Origin of the sequence: Phaeobacter sp. JH20_37, from assembly GCF_048056015.1 — a bacterium.
In the GTDB taxonomy this organism is placed as follows: Bacteria; Pseudomonadota; Alphaproteobacteria; order Rhodobacterales; family Rhodobacteraceae; genus Phaeobacter; species Phaeobacter bryozoorum.
In genome coordinates this window covers 957,546-972,912 of sequence record NZ_JAYMWW010000013.1, presented here as the reverse complement: position 1 = coordinate 972,912, position 15,367 = coordinate 957,546, and the positions used below count along the sequence as shown (strand labels likewise).

General features: G+C 64.1%; 18 protein-coding genes. 12 read left to right on the top strand and 6 right to left on the bottom strand.

Translation table 11 applies throughout. From position 1 onward, the window contains the following. Positions 1-23: 23 nt before the first annotated feature. Complete coding sequence (locus tag VWZ87_RS09490) at positions 24-425, bottom strand: rhodanese-like domain-containing protein (RefSeq protein WP_340544911.1); 402 nt, start codon at positions 423-425, stop codon at positions 24-26. 180 nt (positions 426-605) lie between these two features. Between VWZ87_RS09490 and VWZ87_RS09485 the strand changes: the two genes are divergently transcribed. Beyond that, positions 606-1,649, top strand: a complete 1,044-nt coding sequence (locus VWZ87_RS09485) for an aldo/keto reductase (protein ID WP_416534780.1) — start codon at positions 606-608, stop codon at positions 1,647-1,649. Between the two features lie 68 nt (positions 1,650-1,717). On the opposite strand, the gene VWZ87_RS09480 is transcribed toward VWZ87_RS09485, so the two are convergent. Then, positions 1,718-2,809 carry a GlxA family transcriptional regulator gene (locus VWZ87_RS09480; RefSeq protein WP_260114364.1) on the bottom strand — a complete coding sequence of 364 codons (1,092 nt, stop codon included), beginning with the start codon at positions 2,807-2,809 and terminating at the stop codon, positions 1,718-1,720. Positions 2,810-2,941: 132 nt separating this feature from the next. On the opposite strand from VWZ87_RS09480, the gene VWZ87_RS09475 reads away from it, so the two are divergent. From VWZ87_RS09475 to VWZ87_RS09465, 3 genes are all read left to right on the top strand, one after another. Continuing rightward, positions 2,942-3,859: a 3-keto-5-aminohexanoate cleavage protein gene (locus VWZ87_RS09475; RefSeq protein ID WP_340544914.1), complete on the top strand. Its 918-nt coding sequence runs from the start codon at positions 2,942-2,944 to the stop codon at positions 3,857-3,859. A 102-nt stretch (positions 3,860-3,961) separates the two neighbouring features. After that, positions 3,962-5,434 (top strand): carnitine 3-dehydrogenase, encoded by a 1,473-nt coding sequence (locus tag VWZ87_RS09470; RefSeq protein WP_416534781.1) that lies wholly within the window; start codon positions 3,962-3,964, stop codon positions 5,432-5,434. A 10-nt stretch (positions 5,435-5,444) separates the two neighbouring features. After that, complete coding sequence (locus tag VWZ87_RS09465) at positions 5,445-6,203, top strand: SDR family oxidoreductase (RefSeq protein WP_340544918.1); 759 nt, start codon at positions 5,445-5,447, stop codon at positions 6,201-6,203. A 78-nt stretch (positions 6,204-6,281) separates the two neighbouring features. On the opposite strand, the gene VWZ87_RS09460 is transcribed toward VWZ87_RS09465, so the two are convergent. Next, positions 6,282-7,154 carry a helix-turn-helix domain-containing protein gene (locus VWZ87_RS09460; RefSeq protein WP_416534782.1) on the bottom strand — a complete coding sequence of 291 codons (873 nt, stop codon included), beginning with the start codon at positions 7,152-7,154 and terminating at the stop codon, positions 6,282-6,284. Positions 7,155-7,262: 108 nt separating this feature from the next. Here VWZ87_RS09460 and VWZ87_RS09455 point away from each other — a divergent pair, with 108 nt between their 5' ends. Genes VWZ87_RS09455 through VWZ87_RS09445 form a run of 3 tightly spaced genes read left to right on the top strand, consistent with a single transcriptional unit; the run spans position 7,263 to position 9,323 of the window. Further along, complete coding sequence (locus VWZ87_RS09455) at positions 7,263-7,469, top strand: DUF2061 domain-containing protein (protein WP_340544921.1); 207 nt, start codon at positions 7,263-7,265, stop codon at positions 7,467-7,469. Beyond that, positions 7,462-8,403: a fatty acid desaturase gene (locus VWZ87_RS09450; protein WP_416534783.1), complete on the top strand. Its 942-nt coding sequence runs from the start codon at positions 7,462-7,464 to the stop codon at positions 8,401-8,403. Before VWZ87_RS09455 ends, VWZ87_RS09450 begins: the two co-directional genes overlap by 8 nt. A 17-nt stretch (positions 8,404-8,420) precedes the next feature. Next, positions 8,421-9,323 carry a DMT family transporter gene (locus VWZ87_RS09445; protein ID WP_340544924.1) on the top strand — a complete coding sequence of 301 codons (903 nt, stop codon included), beginning with the start codon at positions 8,421-8,423 and terminating at the stop codon, positions 9,321-9,323. Positions 9,324-9,355: 32 nt separating this feature from the next. Here VWZ87_RS09445 and VWZ87_RS09440 read toward each other — a convergent pair whose 3' ends face one another. Both VWZ87_RS09440 and VWZ87_RS09435 read right to left on the bottom strand, forming a co-directional pair. After that, positions 9,356-10,123: an NUDIX hydrolase gene (locus VWZ87_RS09440; protein ID WP_416534784.1), complete on the bottom strand. Its 768-nt coding sequence runs from the start codon at positions 10,121-10,123 to the stop codon at positions 9,356-9,358. A gap of 28 nt (positions 10,124-10,151) precedes the next feature. Then, entirely contained in the window at positions 10,152-10,568 is a 417-nt protein-coding gene (locus tag VWZ87_RS09435; protein WP_340544927.1) for a DUF983 domain-containing protein, read from the bottom strand. 235 nt (positions 10,569-10,803) lie between these two features. Between VWZ87_RS09435 and VWZ87_RS09430 the strand changes: the two genes are divergently transcribed. The 4 genes from VWZ87_RS09430 to VWZ87_RS09415 all read left to right on the top strand — a co-directional run bounded on the left by VWZ87_RS09430 (position 10,804) and on the right by VWZ87_RS09415 (position 12,940). Beyond that, positions 10,804-11,307 (top strand): EF-hand domain-containing protein, encoded by a 504-nt coding sequence (locus tag VWZ87_RS09430; RefSeq protein ID WP_416534785.1) that lies wholly within the window; start codon positions 10,804-10,806, stop codon positions 11,305-11,307. A 64-nt stretch (positions 11,308-11,371) separates the two neighbouring features. Continuing rightward, the gene (locus VWZ87_RS09425) at positions 11,372-11,995 is read left to right on the top strand and encodes an RNA polymerase sigma factor (RefSeq protein ID WP_416534786.1); all 624 of its coding nucleotides are present in this window, start codon (positions 11,372-11,374) and stop codon (positions 11,993-11,995) included. Then, complete coding sequence (locus VWZ87_RS09420) at positions 11,988-12,464, top strand: hypothetical protein (protein WP_416534787.1); 477 nt, start codon at positions 11,988-11,990, stop codon at positions 12,462-12,464. Before VWZ87_RS09425 ends, VWZ87_RS09420 begins: the two co-directional genes overlap by 8 nt. After that, positions 12,461-12,940, top strand: a complete 480-nt coding sequence (locus VWZ87_RS09415) for a periplasmic heavy metal sensor (protein WP_416534788.1) — start codon at positions 12,461-12,463, stop codon at positions 12,938-12,940. The genes VWZ87_RS09420 and VWZ87_RS09415 overlap by 4 nt, the downstream gene beginning before the upstream one ends. A 318-nt stretch (positions 12,941-13,258) precedes the next feature. Here the strand turns inward: VWZ87_RS09415 and VWZ87_RS09410 are convergent, their stop codons facing one another. Next, positions 13,259-14,689 (bottom strand): diguanylate cyclase domain-containing protein, encoded by a 1,431-nt coding sequence (locus tag VWZ87_RS09410; RefSeq protein ID WP_416534789.1) that lies wholly within the window; start codon positions 14,687-14,689, stop codon positions 13,259-13,261. 115 nt (positions 14,690-14,804) lie between these two features. Between VWZ87_RS09410 and VWZ87_RS09405 the strand changes: the two genes are divergently transcribed. After that, positions 14,805-15,089, top strand: a complete 285-nt coding sequence (locus VWZ87_RS09405) for a DUF3572 domain-containing protein (RefSeq protein ID WP_340544939.1) — start codon at positions 14,805-14,807, stop codon at positions 15,087-15,089. The last annotated feature ends 278 nt before the right edge of the window (positions 15,090-15,367 follow it).

Sequence of the window (15,367 nt, the reverse complement as noted above, 5' to 3'; positions counted from 1 at the left end):
GCTTGTCCGGTATCAGCCGGTATTTACCACTTGTAAGGGATGGCATCGCCCCCGTCGGCGATCCAGGCATCAAAGCCGCCTTTCAAAAAGACCACCCGCTGCAATCCCATTTCCAGCGCGGTGCTGGCAGCCAGGGCCGACCGCCATCCGTTGTCACAATAGAAGATGAAGGCCCGATCCTCGGCAAAGACCGGTTTGTGGTAGGGGCTGGAGGGATCAATCCAGAACTCCATCAGGCCGCGCGGGCAGGACAGGGCGCCGGGGATGACGCCGGTGCGTTCAACTTCGCGGATTACCCGCAGGTCGACAAACAGGCTGTCGTCACGGCCATGCAGATCTGCCGCCTCTGCCGGGGAAATCGACACCACGATGGCTTCAGCTTCTGCGATCAGGTCTTTGTAGCTTTTGGACATAGAGAACGTCATGTTGTCACTCTCCTTTTCTAGATTTGCGACAATTTTAATCATATCATATCCATCGTGTTTCACGTCTGGATTGTGCATGAAAGGTTAACGCCCCGATGCACGACGGAGGCGATCTGGTTGCACTGGGCCGCGGGTGGGCTAGGGTCTGTTGCGAGTTGCAACACGAAGGATCTGCGCGAAATGAAAAAGAACCCGCTTGGCCGCACCGGTATGGAGGTGTCGCGTATCTGTCTTGGCACCATGACCTTTGGCACCCAGACGGATGAGTCTGACGCCCATGCGCAGATCGACCTGGTGCTGGCGGCGGGGGTGAATTTTCTGGATACCGCCGAGATGTACCCGGTGAATCCGATCAGCGCCGAGACGATCGGGGACAGCGAGGCGATCATCGGCAATTGGAATGCCCGCAGCGGGCGGCGCGGGGATTACATCCTGGCGACCAAACATTCCGGCGAGGGGTTGCAGGCGGTGCGCGATGGCGCTGCGATCACCGCAGAGACCATTCCGGCCACCGTCGAGGGATCGCTGCGGCGGCTGCAGACGGATTACATCGACCTCTATCAGTTTCACTGGCCCAATCGGGGCAGCTATATGTTCCGCAAGAACTGGCAGTATGATCCGGGTGGCGATGACCGGGCCGAGGTGCTGGACAATATGGCCGGCTGCCTGGAGGCGCTGAAAGCGCAGGTGGACAAGGGCAATATCCGCGCCTTTGGTCTGTCCAACGAAAGCGCCTGGGGCACGGCGCACTGGCTGCGGCTGGCGGAGGAGACGGGCGGGCCACGGGTGGCCTCTATCCAGAATGAATACTCGCTGCTGTGCCGTCTATACGATACCGATCTGGCGGAGCTGAGCGCCTATGAGGACGTCGGGCTGCTGGCATTTTCACCGCTGGCAACGGGCCTGCTCACGGGGAAATATCAGGATGGTGCGGTGCCTGAGGCCTCCCGCAAGACGCTGAACCCGGAACTGGGCGGGCGTGATACGCCGCAGGTCTATCTGGCGGTAGCTGCCTATCTGGAGATTGCCGCGCGCCATGGTCTGGACCCGGTGCATATGGCGCTGGCCTGGTGCCATACCCGGCCGTTCATGGCGTCGGCAATTCTGGGTGCCACCACGCTGGCGCAGCTGGAGCACGCGCTGGCGGGCGATGATCTGACGCTGTCGCCGGAGGTGATGGACGAGATCGACGCGGCCCATCGCGCCCATCCGATGCCTTATTGATCTGGCGGTGCTGCTGGCAGAACGGGCACGCCCGCCGGGGCGCCCGTTCTGATCTGCAAAAGGCTCAGTCAGTAAGAACCGGTTGAGTGCCGTGGCAGCGGTCCGCTCTGGCGCAGCGAGGTCTGGCCCTGCGACAGGGGGGCTTGGCTGAACAGCGGTTTGCTTGCCGCCAGACGTGGCGTTGCGGCGGTTGCGAGGCTGGTCTGGCGCAGTTCGCGCGCGGTGATGCCATGGGCGGTGCGGAAGGCGCGGGCAAAGCTCGACTGCGAGTTGAAGCCGGTGGCCAGCGCGACCTCCATGATCGGCAGATCGGTGTCGGTCACCAATCGGCGTGCCTCGGCCAGACGCAGTTGCAGATAATGGTCCTGCGGCGTCGTATTCAGCCGCAGGCGGAACTGCTGTTGCAGGCTGCGGGTGCTGGTTCCCAGTTCCTCGGCAATCTCGCTGAGCGGTTTGGGATCGTCCAGCGCGGCCTCCATCAGGGCGTTGGCCCTTGCCGTGAGCGAGGAATGTCTGGAGCTGCCAAGGCGGCTTTGTGGCCGTTCGGTCGAGCCGGGGCCATCGTAGAGGAACAGGCCGGCCACGCGTGAGGCAAAGCCCGCACCATGACGGCTGCCGATGATATGCAGCATCATCTCGATCGCCGGGGTCGCCCCGCCGGAGGTCATCCGCCCCTCGGAGAGGGTGAAGCGGTCGTTGCGGCTTTGCACGCCGGGAAAGCGGCTGGCGAAATTGTCCAGATCTTCCCAATGTGTCGTCGCGGGGTGGCCGTCCAGCAGACCAGCCTCGGCCATCAGCCAGGGGCCGCCGTCGATGCCCGCGATGGTCGCGCCACCTGCCGCCAGACGGCGCAGACCGGCGAGCAGGCTGGGGGTCGCATGGCGCGCGAGCTGGAAGCCGGCGATCACGATCAGCAATTCGCAGCTTTGCAGCCGGGCCAGCGGGATGCCGGGCACCGAGAGGCCGCTGGTCAGCATCGCAGGCTCGCTGGTGGCGGTGACATAGTCCCAGTCGAATGCGCCGCGACCTGCCAGCCGATTGGCCGCGCGCATCGGATCGACGGCAGCGGCGAAGGACAGCGTATTGCTCTCATCAAGCACCAAAACAGCGGTTTTTAGCGGCTGATTCTCGGGCTGGAGGATGTTTTTTGCGGATTTCATCAAGTTCGATTCGCATGTTGACTAGTGGATGCACCAAGGCTGCGGCACTGTTGAAAGCAACACAAACAGGAATCTGGGGGCAGGCTTGGGGATAACTCGGGCACAACCCTGTACATCGAGGGGAAAACCAAAATGCCTCTGAATATGGCCAAAAACGTCTTTATCACCTGCGCCGTGACCGGCTCTGGCAGCACCCAGGATCGCAGCCCGCATGTGCCCAGATCGCCCCAGGCGATTGCCGATAGCGCGATTGCGGCGGCCAAGGCCGGGGCGGCGATCGTGCATTGCCACGTGCGTGATCCCGAGACCGGTGCCCCCAGCCGACGGCTGGATCTGTACCGCGAGGTGACCGAGCGGATCCGCGATGCGGATGTCGATGTGGTGCTGAACCTGACCGCCGGCATGGGCGGTGACATGGTATTTGGCGACACCGAAAACCCGCTGCCGCTGAGCGAGGCTGGCACCGATATGATCGGCGCCACCGCCCGGATGGCGCATGTGGCGGAGTGCCTGCCGGAGATCTGCACGCTGGATTGCGGCACGATGAACTTCGCCGAGGCCGATTACGTGATGACCAACACGCCGGGCATGTTGCGCGCCATGGGCCAGATGATGACCGATCTGGGGGTGAAGCCGGAGATTGAAGCCTTCGACACCGGTCATCTGTGGTTCGCCAAGGAGCTGGTGAAGGAAGGCGTGCTGAACAGCCCGGCGCTGGTCCAGCTGTGCATGGGGGTCCCCTGGGGCGCGCCCAATGACCTCAACACCTTCATGGCGATGGTGAACAATGTGCCGGGTGACTGGGACTGGTCGGCGTTCTCGCTGGGGCGCGATCAGATGGCCTATGTGGCGGCCTCCGTGTTGGCGGGCGGCAATGTGCGGGTGGGTCTTGAGGACAACCTGTGGCTCGGCAAGGGGCAGCTGGCGGAAAACTGGCAGTTGGTCGAACGGGCGGGCACCATCATCGAGAACATGGGGGCCCGCGTGATGGGGCCGCAGGACGTGCGGGAGCAGCTGGGTCTGGTGAAACGCGCACCGGTGGCGGGTTGAGCGACGTTTGAGCCGAGTTGTAGCGGCGGACTTGGGGGCTAGCCCCCAAACCCCCAGGATATTTCAGGCCAGAAGAAACGGCCGGTTCCGAGAGGACATCACATGAAAACAGCAGCAATCATCGGCGGCGGGGTTATCGGCGGCGGCTGGGCAGCGCGGTTCCTTCTGAATGGCTGGAACGTGCGGGTGTTCGACCCGGACCCGGAAGCGGAGCGCAAGATCGGCGAAGTGCTGGGGAATGCCCGCCGGAGCTTGCCCGGCCTTGGCAATGTGGCATTGCCTGCGGAGGGCAGCCTGACCTTCCATGACACCATTGCGGAGGCTGTGGACGGCGCGGCATGGATCCAGGAAAGCGTGCCGGAGCGGCTGGACCTGAAACAGAAGGTTTATGCCGAGCTGCAGGCGCATTGCGCGCCGGATGCGGTGATCGGCTCCTCCACCTCGGGCTTCAAGCCGTCACAATTGCAGGACGGGCGCGAGAACCCCGGTCAGATCGTGGTCGCGCATCCGTTCAACCCGGTCTACCTGCTGCCGCTGGCGGAGCTGGTCACCACCGGGGCCAACCCGGCGGGTGTTGTCGACCGGGCCAAGGCGATCATCACCGAGATCGGCATGTACCCGCTGCACCTGAAGAAAGAGATCGACGCCCATGTGGCCGACCGGTTCCTGGAGGCGGTCTGGCGCGAGGCGCTGTGGCTGGTCAAGGACGGTATCGCCACCACCGAGGAGATCGACAACGCGATCCGCTACGGCTTTGGCATCCGCTGGGCGCAGATGGGCCTCTTTGAGACCTACCGGGTTGCGGGCGGCGAGGCGGGCATGAAGCATTTCATGGCGCAGTTCGGCCCGTGTCTCAGCTGGCCCTGGACCAAGCTGATGGATGTTCCGGAGTTCACCGATGAGCTGGTGGACCTGATCGCGGGCCAGTCGGACGAACAGTCCGGCCAGTATTCGATCCGCGAGCTGGAGCGGCACCGGGATGACAACCTGGTGGGCATGATGCGGGCGCTGGGCGCAAACAACTGGGGTGCGGGCGCGCTGCAGAACAGTCATGACCTGAACCGCGAGGGCGAGGCCGGGCTGGTGCGCCGGATCGAAGACCTGAAAGACCTGAGCCAGCCGGTTCTGACCCAGAGCCGCGTGGTGCCGCTGGATTGGACCGATTACAACGGCCATATGACCGAGAGCCGGTACCTGGATGCCTTTGCGCAATCCACCGACCGGCTGATGATGATCATCGGCTGCAATGCGGAGTATATCGCCAGTGGCGGCAGCTATTTCACCGCCGAGACCCATATCCGCCACATCGACGAGGTGCACGCGGGCGATCCGATCCAGGTGCGGACACGGGTGATCATGGGCGCTGGCAAGAAGATGCACCTGTGGCACGAAATGTATTCGGGCGAGCGTCTGCTGGCGACCGGCGAGCATATGCTGCTGCATGTGGACCTTGCGACCCGCCGCTCGGCGCCGCCTGCGCCGCATATCGAGGCCAATCTGGTGAAGCTGGCCGAGGCTCATGCGGCGCTGTCCGCGCCCGACGGGCTGGGCCGCGCCATCGGCGCGCCACGGTGAGGTTTCGGGCATGAGCCGGGTTCTGATCACCGCCGGCGGGTCTGGAATTGGCCGCGCCATGGCCGAGGGCTTTGCCGCCGCCGGCCATCAGGTCTGGGTCACGGATGTGAGCGCCGTGGCGCTGGCAGACGTGCCGGAGGGCTGGCGGGCGACGGCAGTGGATGCCACCGATGAGGCGGGCGTCAAGGCGCTGTTTGCCGAAATCGCTGACGCCTGGGGCGGGCTCGATGTGCTCTGTGCCAATGCAGGGATCGCCGGGCCGACCGCATTGATCGAAGACATTGCGCTGGAGGACTGGCGCAAATGCGTGAGCGTCAATCTGGAGGGCTGCTTTCTGGCGGCGAAATACGCCGCACCTTTGATGAAGGCGGCAAAGGCCGGGTCGATCATCGTGACATCCTCCACCGCAGGGCAATACGGCTATCCGAACCGGGCGCCTTATTGTTCGGCCAAATGGGCGGTCATCGGCCTGATGAAGACGCTGGCGATGGAGCTTGGCCCCTTTGGCATCCGCGCCAATGTAATCTGTCCCGGCGCGGTGGAAGGGCCGCGGATGGAAGGGGTGCTGGAGCGCGAGGCGGCGGCCAAGGGCATGACCCGGGATGAGGTCTATGCGGGCTATGCCTCCGGCACCTCGATGGGACGGTTTGTGGAGGCCAGCGATATTGCCAATATGGCGGTTTTTCTGGGGTCGGACGCGGCGCGGCTGGTATCGGGGCAGGTGATTGCGGTTGATGGCCACACGGAGAATCCGGACCCGAAGCTGTGACGGTGGAGTGGCGGGCGGAAACGCTTGCCCAACGGTGAAATGTTCTGCCCGGCTGCAAGGCAGGCGCAGCCCTCGGTGTTAGGTGGAACCGCTGCTGATCGCGGCGCTGAGCGCTCTGAGCCGTCCCGGCAGCTGCCGGGCGGTGATATCCGCCTCGCGCACCAGATTGTCGAAATGGCTGGTGAAGGTGGCAATCCGCTCCTTGTCGCGGAAGGCCAGATAATGCGAGCCGGCATAGAACACCCCTAGGAGCGGGCCGAAGATGGTGATCGGTGAGGAATAAAGCCGCTTGGCATCAAAGAGATAGATGCGCAGGCGGGGGTAGAGTTGCTCACAGAGGCGTTCAAAGTGGGTAAGCTGCTCCCGCCGGATCTCTGCCGACAGCCTCTCATAGTAGCCGACGCCCTGAGCAAAGCTCTCCAGCTCATAGATGGGCATGGCGATTTCATAATCGGAGGCTGATTGGCGCATCCATGTCAGACGATCCTCCGACGCGCCGATGGCCTGATCGGCGGTGCGGCCCAGATGCGGGGCATATTCCCATTCCAGCAGGGCGCGGGTTTTCAGCATGTCGGGCAGGGCGGCGGGCACATGGCGGATCTTATAGCCCTGTGCCTCCTGGTGCCATTCAAAGATACGTTCATCCACCAGCGCGCGGGGGGCCGCGGTCATCGTCAGGCTGGCGGCCACCAGATCGGCGGCGTTCTCCGGGCGGTCCGACAGGCTGAGGAGCCAGTCGGCAGAGACGCCGAGGGCCGCAGCGCAGGCGCCGACCACATGGGCGTTCGGCAGCCGCGCGCCGGCGTCGGTCAGCAGTTGCGAGATGGTGGAGCGGTCGACGCCGATGGCGCGGGCCAGCGCGCTCTGGCTGAGGCCGCTGTCGCTGAGCGCGCGGTTGAGACGCAGGCGGAATTGTTCGGCGCGCAGTCGTTTGTCCAGAATTTCAATCATGTGGTGATTATTATCACTGTTGCTGAATTTTGTTAATCATATTCCGAATTCTGCATCGTGTCGCGCCGGGGTAGGCCTGAGGGGAGCCGGAAAAACAGGAGGATGCGGATGGAAACGCGGGCGCGATCCGTGGCGAAGGCGGTGATCTGGAACCTGCTTGGCCTGATAATGATGGCAGGCGTTGGCTGGCTGGTGACCGGATCTGCCGGGCTGGGCGGCAGGCTTGCGATCCTGAACAGCTGCGTCGGGTTCCTGTGCTATGTGATCTATGAACGGGTCTGGGCAGGCGTGGGCTGGGGGCGGCGGCATGTCTGATCCGCATACCGCCCGCAGCGTTGGCCTAGACCGTTTCGTGCTTAGTCCGGGGCGGGTCGAATGGGGCACGCTGGGGCTGATGCTCGGCTGTTACGCGGTCTGGGGCGCGGCACTGATCTGGCTGCCACCTCTATCTGTCTGGCTGGCGGTGCCGGTTCTGGCCTGTCTGATCACGTTGCATTCCTCGCTTTGTCATGAGGCGCTGCATGGGCATCCGTTCCGCCTGAGGGCGCTGAACGAGGCGCTGATGGCGCTGCCACTGAACCTTGCCATTCCATATGGCCGGTTTCGCGACACTCATCTGGCGCATCACCGGGATGAGCGGCTGACCGATCCTTATGATGATCCCGAAAGCAATTATCTGGATCCGGCGCGCTGGCGGCGGCTGGGGCTGCCGACGCGGCTGCTGCTGCGGGTGAACAACACGCTTCTGGGGCGGGTGCTGCTGGGGCCGCTGCTGGGGCAGATCCGTTTTATGGTGGCGGACTGGCGGCTGATCCGGGGCGGGAGCATGGCAGTGCTGCGCGACTGGCTGCTGCATATCTTGGGGGCTGGGCTGACGTTGTGGCTGGTGGGACAGAGCGCGCTGCCGCTATGGGCCTATCTGCTGGCGGCCTATCTGGGGCTTGCGATCCTGAAGATCCGCACCTTTCTGGAGCATCGCGCCCATGTCAGCCCGGCGGCGCGCACGGTGATCATCGAGCGGGGCGGTGTTCTGGGGTTTCTGTTTCTGAACAACAACCTGCATGTGGTGCACCATAGCCATCCGGGGGTGCCCTGGTATGCGTTGCCGAAGCTGTACCGAAGTCGGCGCGCGGAGTTTCTCAGGCGCAACGAAGGCTATGCCTACCCGTCTTATGGCGCGGTCCTGCGCCGATATGCGCTGCGCGCAAAGGATCCGGTGGCACATCCGATCTGGTCAGAGCGCCCATAGCGCCCCATAAGGGCGGTATGACATTGTGGATCCCCATCGCTATCGCCGCGGCCAGTTTCCAGACGGTTCGCTTCATGCTGCAAAAAGTGCTGAGCAGCGTCACGCTGTCGTCGGCCGGCGCGACCTTTGCCCGGTTTGTCTATTCGGCGCCGGTGATCTGGGCCGGATTGCTGGCCTATCTGGCGATATCGGGGCAGGGGATGCCCGCGCTGACCGGGCGGTTCTGGGTGTTTGCCACCATTGGCGGGACGGCGCAGATCCTTGCGACCGTCTGCGTGGTGGCGCTGTTTCGCCAGCGCAATTTTGCCGTGGGCATCACCTTCAAGAAAACCGAGGTGATTCAGACCGCGCTGGTGGGGCTGGTGGTGCTGGGCGATCAGATCACACCGCTGGGCTGGCTGGCCATTGTCATCGGGCTCTGCGCGGTGCTGGTGCTGTCGAAGACGCCCGAAAGCAAGGGGCCGTGGTGGCGGCATCTGTCCAGTCCGGCGTCGCTGCTGGGGCTGGGATCGGGGGTGCTGTTTGCCTTTTCCGCGGTGAGCTACCGCGCCGCCTCGCTTGAGCTTGACGCGCTGGCGCCTGCGTTTCGTGCCGGGGTCACGCTGGCCATCGTGGTGAGCCTGCAGACGCTGTTCATGCTGGTCTGGCTGAAGTGGCGGGAGCCGGGCGAAATCGCACGGGTCTGGGCGGCGCGGCGGGTGGCAATCTGGGTGGGCCTGACCAGCATGGCGGGATCCTTCTGCTGGTTCTGGGCCTTCACCCTGCAGAACGCGGCCTATGTAAAGGCGCTGGGACAGATCGAATTGCTGTTGTCCCTGCTGGCATCGGTGCTGTTTTTCAGGGAACAGATCACGCGCCGGGAAATCCTGGGCATGGGCTTGCTGATCCTGTCCATTCTGGCACTGCTGCTGGCGATCTGAGCGATCGTGCGGGCAAGGCAACTGGCCGGGGGTCAGCCGTCCTGCGGCATCGGATAGCCGTTCAGCCGCAGAAAATGGCTCGATTCATCATCATTGCGAAAGAACGGCACGCTTGCGGGCGGGCCTTCCTGGCGGATGCGGCGGGTGACCTCGGCGAGCACCACCTCGGTGATGAAGGGCAGATCATAGGTGCGCACCTGGCTGAGCGGGATCCATTGCAGGTGCGACAGCTCATCCGAGGCGCGGGAGAAATCGTCGATATCGCTGCTGACATGCGCCGCATCCACCAGAAAGAACCGCGCATCAAAGCGGCGCGGGCGACCGGGCGGCGTGATGGCGCGAAAGACAAATTGCAGCGCCTCGGCGGCAGGCAGATGACCGGTGGCGGCAAAATCGACCCAGTCGGGGGTGGGGGCTGTCGGCCAGCTGCCGGGCTGCCCGAGGATGAGGCCGGTTTCCTCCCACAGCTCGCGGATGGCTGCGGCGGCAAGAGCGTGATGCAGATCCTCCTGCGCCTGCTCCGTCAGCCGTTCGCGACAGAGGGGCGGCAGGGCGCTGGCGAGCGGGACATCGGCGTCGCCCGGATCGACGGCGCCGCCGGGAAAGACCACCTTGTTGGGCATGAAGGCGGCCTTTGCCCCGCGCTGCCCCATCAGCACCTGAGGGTCGTCGCCCATCCGGTCGCGCACGGCGATAATTGTCGCGGCGTTGCGGATCGGCGTTGTGTCCCGGCGGGCAGTGGCGGCATCGGCGTAGCCGGTGTCCATGGTTGCCTGGGCCGGGCTGGGCGATTTGCTCATGTCTGGGTCTTCCTGTCGATTTTCGGGATCAGCTGTCCTTGCCGAAGCCGTGCATCCGGCGTGCCCATTGATAGGCGATCACGATGCCTTTCATCCGTGGCAGGAGGAACAGCGAGGATAGCAAACAACCCAGCGAGAACACCGTGAAGGTGACCATCGGCTCGGGCCGCCAGGTGAAATAGACCACATGCAGCAGCGGGGCCATGATGTGGCCGACCAGCAGAATGGTCAGATAGGCCGGGCCGTCATCGGCGCGCGCATGGGTGAGATCAAGCCCGCAGTTGGAGCAGCTGTCGTTCACCTTCAGATAGGAGTGCAGCAGCTTGCCTTCGCCGCAGTTGGGGCATTTGCACCGCCAGCCGCGCAGAACGGCGGGCATGGTGGGGCGGTCTTCCTGATCGTTCGATTGAATATCGGCCGAAAGGGCCACAGATGACTCGGTCATGACAAATCCTATCTTTTGTCCGCTTATCTGAGCGTTTCTCCCATAAGTTTAAAGAGGCAGTGCGCCACAGTGCGTCGGCATGCCGCAAGACTGCGCTGCCAAGTGCTTCAGTGCAATGGACGGTTGAAACTTTCTGCGACGGTTTTGAAGTTTTTGCGACGGAACCCGGATGGGGCTGCGTTTTGTTTCTGTGATCGGCAGCATGGGGCTGCCTGCTGCAAGAGGACGCGCAGATATGAAGCATACCAATTTTATTGCCGCTGTTGTTGCTGTCGGAGCTCTGATTGGGGCCACCGGTGCGATCGCCAAACCAGGGTTTGCGGGCAAGGGCGGGCATGGTCCACGGATGAGCTTTGAGGAGATGGACACCAATAGTGATGGTCAGGTCACCAGGAGCGAGATGGAAGGTCTGCGCGAGGCGCGCTTTGCTGCGGCGGATGCGGATGGCGATGGCAAGCTGACGCTGGCGGAGATGGAAAAGGCTGCCGAGGCCCGTGCCAAGACCCGTGCCGCAGCGATGCTGGAGCGGATGGACGCCAACAAGGATGGCGCGCTGAGCCTGGATGAGTTGCCGAAACCGCGCCGGATCGGAAAGATGTTTGACCGCGCCGATGCCAATGACGATGGTGCAATCAGCAAGGATGAATTCGAAGCTGCCCGGGCAAAGTTCCGTGACCGCCATGGCGCTGGTCACCGACCACGCGCCGGGGCGCAGGACAGCGGGACGGAACAGAACTGATCCGATACGACAGGTGCATAATTCTGCCGATACCCTGCAGCGGGCCCGTGATGAGGGCCCGCTGATGTCACCGCCTGACGTCAAGGCGGTGGCTGATGCGGGCGCTGTGGATGGTCCTGTGTTGGATGATCCCGATGGCGCCTTGCTGATCCGATTTGCGGCGGGCGACCGCGATGCGGCGGGTTTGCTGACCTCGCGGTTGGCGCCTCGGGCCTTAGGGGTCGCGATGCGGGTTCTGGGCAACCGGGCCGAGGCCGAGGATATCGCCCAGGAGGCAATGGTGCGTCTGTGGCGACAGGCGGAACATTGGGAACCCGGACGGGCGCGGCTGTCGACCTGGCTCTACCGTGTGGTGATGAACCTCTGTATCGATCACAAGCGCCGCCTGCGCGGGGGGCATGTGGATCTGGATGCGATACCCGATCCGCCCGATCCGTCGAAATCCGCCGCAGAGAAGATGCAGGATGGCGCGCGGCAGGATGCTTTGCAGGCGGCTTTGATGCAGTTGCCGGAGCGTCAGCGGCAGGCGGTGGTGCTGCGCCACATTGAGGATCTGCCGAACCCGGAAATTGCCGGGATCATGGACATCAGCGTCGAGGCGGTCGAAAGTCTGACCGCGCGGGGCAAGCGGGCGCTGGCGGCTCTTCTTGCCGGGCGGCGGGCTGAACTGGGGTATAGTGATGGTTGATAAAACTGGAAAAACTGCGCCCGCGGATATGGGCGATGATGTGCTGCATGAGCTGGATTCGGCGGCGCTGGAAGCTGCGGAGCTGGTGCTGGACGATCTGTTTGCCGAGGCGCGAACCGCCGCACCGATGGCGCTGCCCCCGGCATTGGAGCGCGCGATCCTGAGCGATGCACAGGCGACGCAGGCGGCGATCCTGCAGCGCAGCGTGCCTGTGGAGGTTCTGGCGGCTGAGCCCGCTGATATGCGCGACCGGATTTTTGCCGGGCTGCGGGATCTGTCGGCCGGGCTGGGCGGATGGCCTGCCCTAGGAGGCCTTAGCGTGGCGGGCGCGGCGGGGCTGTGGATCGGGCTGGCGCCGCCGTCGTTCCTGCCCGACCCGGTGAGCCTTGCCGGGCTGGAGATGAGTGAGGATGCGTTGCCGGATGACAGTTACGACCTGGCGATGGTGCTGAGCGAGGAGATGGAATGACCAACGAACCCCCCAGACCTGAGCGGCGTCGCTGGATGCGCTGGCTTCTGATTGCCTCTCTGGCGCTGAACCTGGTGATTGTCGGCATTGTGGGCGGGGCCGCCTGGCGGTTTGCGGGCGGCAGGGCCGCTGCCGGGATGCCACCGCCGGTGGGCGCGATATTGTTCCGGGATCTGGAGGTCGAGACCCGCCGTAGCCTGCGCAAAGCGGCAGAAGGCGAGCACGGCAGCTATCAGGGACGGCGTCAGGCCGAGGGGCGCAAGGTGGTGGATCTGCTGCGGGCCGACCCCTTTGATGCCGAGGCGCTGAGCGGAATGCTGGATGAACACGCCGAGCGGCGGCATGGGTTCCAGCGCTCGGTGCAGGCGGCCTGGCTGGATCAGGTGGTGGCGATGAGCCCGCTCGAACGGGCGGCCTATGCCGACAATCTGGAACAGCGGATCAAACATCCGCGTCGGCGCCGGTGGCCGCATTGAGCCATTGCTGCGCAGGCTAACAGGCATGAGGTGCGTATGATCGGGATATGGCACCTCGTCGAATTGCAGCCATACCAAACGGGGCAGTGAGAGGATCGCTGCCCCGTTTCATGTTTCTGGACCCTTTGGCTGCTCGGCCGGTCCTGCCTGCGTCTGTGCCAGTGGCCTGCCGGGTTGTCCCGGTCTGTGGCCGCTGGCGCCCATAACACTGTCCCGTGTCTGGTGGTCGTGGTCTGTGTCCTGCGCCGCGCCATGGTCCGCGCGGATATCTCTGAGCCGTTTGCCCCGCAAGAAGTCCCGGAGCCGTGGTGGACTGCGTCAGGCGGCAAGCTCCGCGAGCGAGACCTGATTGCGTCCGGCATGTTTGGCCGCGTAAAGCGCCCGGTCGGCATTGGTGATCAGGGCGCTGACGGCGCTGTCCTGATCCTGAGGCGACAGCGCGGTGCTGCTGTGCTGATCTGCCGGGGTCGATCGCCCGCCGATCACCGCACCGATGCTGATGGTCACATAGATCGGTGTCTCGACACCGGCGATGTGAAACGGCTTGCTGTTGATCCGGTTACAGAGATCGCTGGCGGCGGCCTCGGCCATGGCCTCGCCGATCGCGGGCATCACGATCATGAATTCCTCGCCGCCGATGCGGGCGAGCAGGTCTACCGGGCGCAGCGCGGTCTGCAGGCGCTTGGCCGCTTCGATCAGCACGGCGTCACCGACCGGGTGGCCGTAGAGATCATTGATCTGCTTGAAGTGGTCCAGATCGGCCAGCATGACGGCAAATGTCTCGCCGGTCTTGGCCGATGTCTGCGCGACGCGCTCCAGAAATGGCTTGGCATAGCGGCGGTTGAAGAGGCCGGTCATCGGGTCTTCGACGGCGGCGCGCAGCCCGTTGCGCAGATTGTCGCGCAGCTGGTCGATCCGCGCCTTGTTGCGCAGCTGGCTATCCAGTCGCAGCGCCAGTTCGGCGACATCGAACCCAGACTGGAGCACATCATGAGCGCCCCGGTCCAGAGCTTCTGCGGCGATGGCGGGATCGGCGGGGTGGACGACAGCGATGACGACGGATTTCCGGGTGGCGGCGCGGGCGCGCAGGTCGGCCAGCAGGCGCAGGCCCTGCGCCAGCGTATTGCGGCCGAGTTCGATCACGATGGCATCCGGCACCGGTTCGCGCATCAGCGGATGCACGGCGCTGAACTGGTGGTTGCACAGGTGGTAGGGAACCCGCGGCGCGAGCTGCGCCTGCCAGTAGACCGCAGTGGCGGTCTGTTCGGTGACCAGCGCGACATGGGCGCCGCTCAGACCGGCGCTGATATGCGGGCTGGAGAGGGGAAGGGCATAGCCATGCGAGCCGCCCTGTTGCAGATGCAGCTCTTCCTGGGTGCTGCTGGCGCGCAGCAGGCTGCGGATGCGGGCCTGAAGCATGGTGTCGTCGAGCGGCTGGCACAGCACGTCGTCGATGCCGGCGCTGAGAGCGGCCAGACGGCGGTCGGCGTCGCTGTCGCGATCAATGGCGATCATCGGGATTTCGGCAAGCTGGTCATCTGCGGCCAGCGCCTGTTTCACATCCATCGCCTCGCCATCGGGCAGCGACATCGCGCTGAGGATCAGGTCGGGGCGGCAGCGTCTGGCGGTCTTGGCAATATCGGCGACCGTTTCGGCCTGAACCACCCGGTAATAGGCGGCGGACAGCTGGACCTTTAGCATGATCCGGTTGGTCGCAACCCCGTCGATGATGAGGATAGTGCCCTGCACGTGGTGCCCTTTCGCCCCTTGCATTGGAATTGACTCAAGTTTTAATGAGACTGGTTAACAAACCCTTTCGTATTTTCATCAATTTGACAGCGAAGTGTCAGGAATGTGTGCCCATATGCTATTTTCCGCCGATGCAGCCGAGACTTTGGGCTTAAAAGCGCTTGCCTGGCTGGCGGGCAATGATGAGTTGCTGCCGGTTTTTCTGGGCGCAACCGGAGCGAGCGAGGCGGATCTGCGCGATCAGGCCGCAAATCCCGAGTTTCTGGGGTCCGTCCTTGATTTTCTGACCATGGATGACGCCTGGGTCATGCAGTTCTGCGACAGTGTCGGGCTGGCCTATGATCAACCGATGCAGGCGCGGATGGCGTTGCCCGGCGGTTCGCAGGTGCATTGGACCTGAGCCACGCGGCAGCGACGCCCAGCCACGACTCCCAGCCGGGACGGCAGGTCTGCAATGGCTGTGATGGCGGGAATGTGACGCTGACGTGCGCAGCCGGTGGGCGCGGTGTTAACCGGTTTGATTAACCTCTCTGAACCAGGCGATCTGGGCGGTGCTGCCGCGCTCTGGCGTGGGGCGTGGCAATCGCCTATGACTCGGGCGACGTCTCCGGCAGCCTGCGGGCAACCGTTCCGCGTCTGACCCGTTGCGCTGATGTCAGGGCGCGGGATGAAACAGAG

Excerpts from the sequence above, each read along its gene's own strand:
- VWZ87_RS09490 (WP_340544911.1), bottom strand. The coding sequence starts at position 425 with ATGACGTTCTCTATGTCCAAAAGCTACAAAGACCTGATCGCAGAAGCT.
- VWZ87_RS09485 (WP_416534780.1), top strand. The coding sequence starts at position 606 with ATGAAAAAGAACCCGCTTGGCCGCACCGGTATGGAGGTGTCGCGTATC.
- VWZ87_RS09480 (WP_260114364.1), bottom strand. The coding sequence starts at position 2,809 with ATGAAATCCGCAAAAAACATCCTCCAGCCCGAGAATCAGCCGCTAAAA.
- VWZ87_RS09475 (WP_340544914.1), top strand. The coding sequence starts at position 2,942 with ATGCCTCTGAATATGGCCAAAAACGTCTTTATCACCTGCGCCGTGACC.
- VWZ87_RS09470 (WP_416534781.1), top strand. The coding sequence starts at position 3,962 with ATGAAAACAGCAGCAATCATCGGCGGCGGGGTTATCGGCGGCGGCTGG.
- VWZ87_RS09465 (WP_340544918.1), top strand. The coding sequence starts at position 5,445 with ATGAGCCGGGTTCTGATCACCGCCGGCGGGTCTGGAATTGGCCGCGCC.
- VWZ87_RS09460 (WP_416534782.1), bottom strand. The coding sequence starts at position 7,154 with ATGATTGAAATTCTGGACAAACGACTGCGCGCCGAACAATTCCGCCTG.
- VWZ87_RS09455 (WP_340544921.1), top strand. The coding sequence starts at position 7,263 with ATGGAAACGCGGGCGCGATCCGTGGCGAAGGCGGTGATCTGGAACCTG.
- VWZ87_RS09450 (WP_416534783.1), top strand. The coding sequence starts at position 7,462 with ATGTCTGATCCGCATACCGCCCGCAGCGTTGGCCTAGACCGTTTCGTG.
- VWZ87_RS09445 (WP_340544924.1), top strand. The coding sequence starts at position 8,421 with ATGACATTGTGGATCCCCATCGCTATCGCCGCGGCCAGTTTCCAGACG.
- VWZ87_RS09440 (WP_416534784.1), bottom strand. The coding sequence starts at position 10,123 with ATGAGCAAATCGCCCAGCCCGGCCCAGGCAACCATGGACACCGGCTAC.
- VWZ87_RS09435 (WP_340544927.1), bottom strand. The coding sequence starts at position 10,568 with ATGACCGAGTCATCTGTGGCCCTTTCGGCCGATATTCAATCGAACGAT.
- VWZ87_RS09430 (WP_416534785.1), top strand. The coding sequence starts at position 10,804 with ATGAAGCATACCAATTTTATTGCCGCTGTTGTTGCTGTCGGAGCTCTG.
- VWZ87_RS09425 (WP_416534786.1), top strand. The coding sequence starts at position 11,372 with ATGTCACCGCCTGACGTCAAGGCGGTGGCTGATGCGGGCGCTGTGGAT.
- VWZ87_RS09420 (WP_416534787.1), top strand. The coding sequence starts at position 11,988 with ATGGTTGATAAAACTGGAAAAACTGCGCCCGCGGATATGGGCGATGAT.
- VWZ87_RS09415 (WP_416534788.1), top strand. The coding sequence starts at position 12,461 with ATGACCAACGAACCCCCCAGACCTGAGCGGCGTCGCTGGATGCGCTGG.
- VWZ87_RS09405 (WP_340544939.1), top strand. The coding sequence starts at position 14,805 with ATGCTATTTTCCGCCGATGCAGCCGAGACTTTGGGCTTAAAAGCGCTT.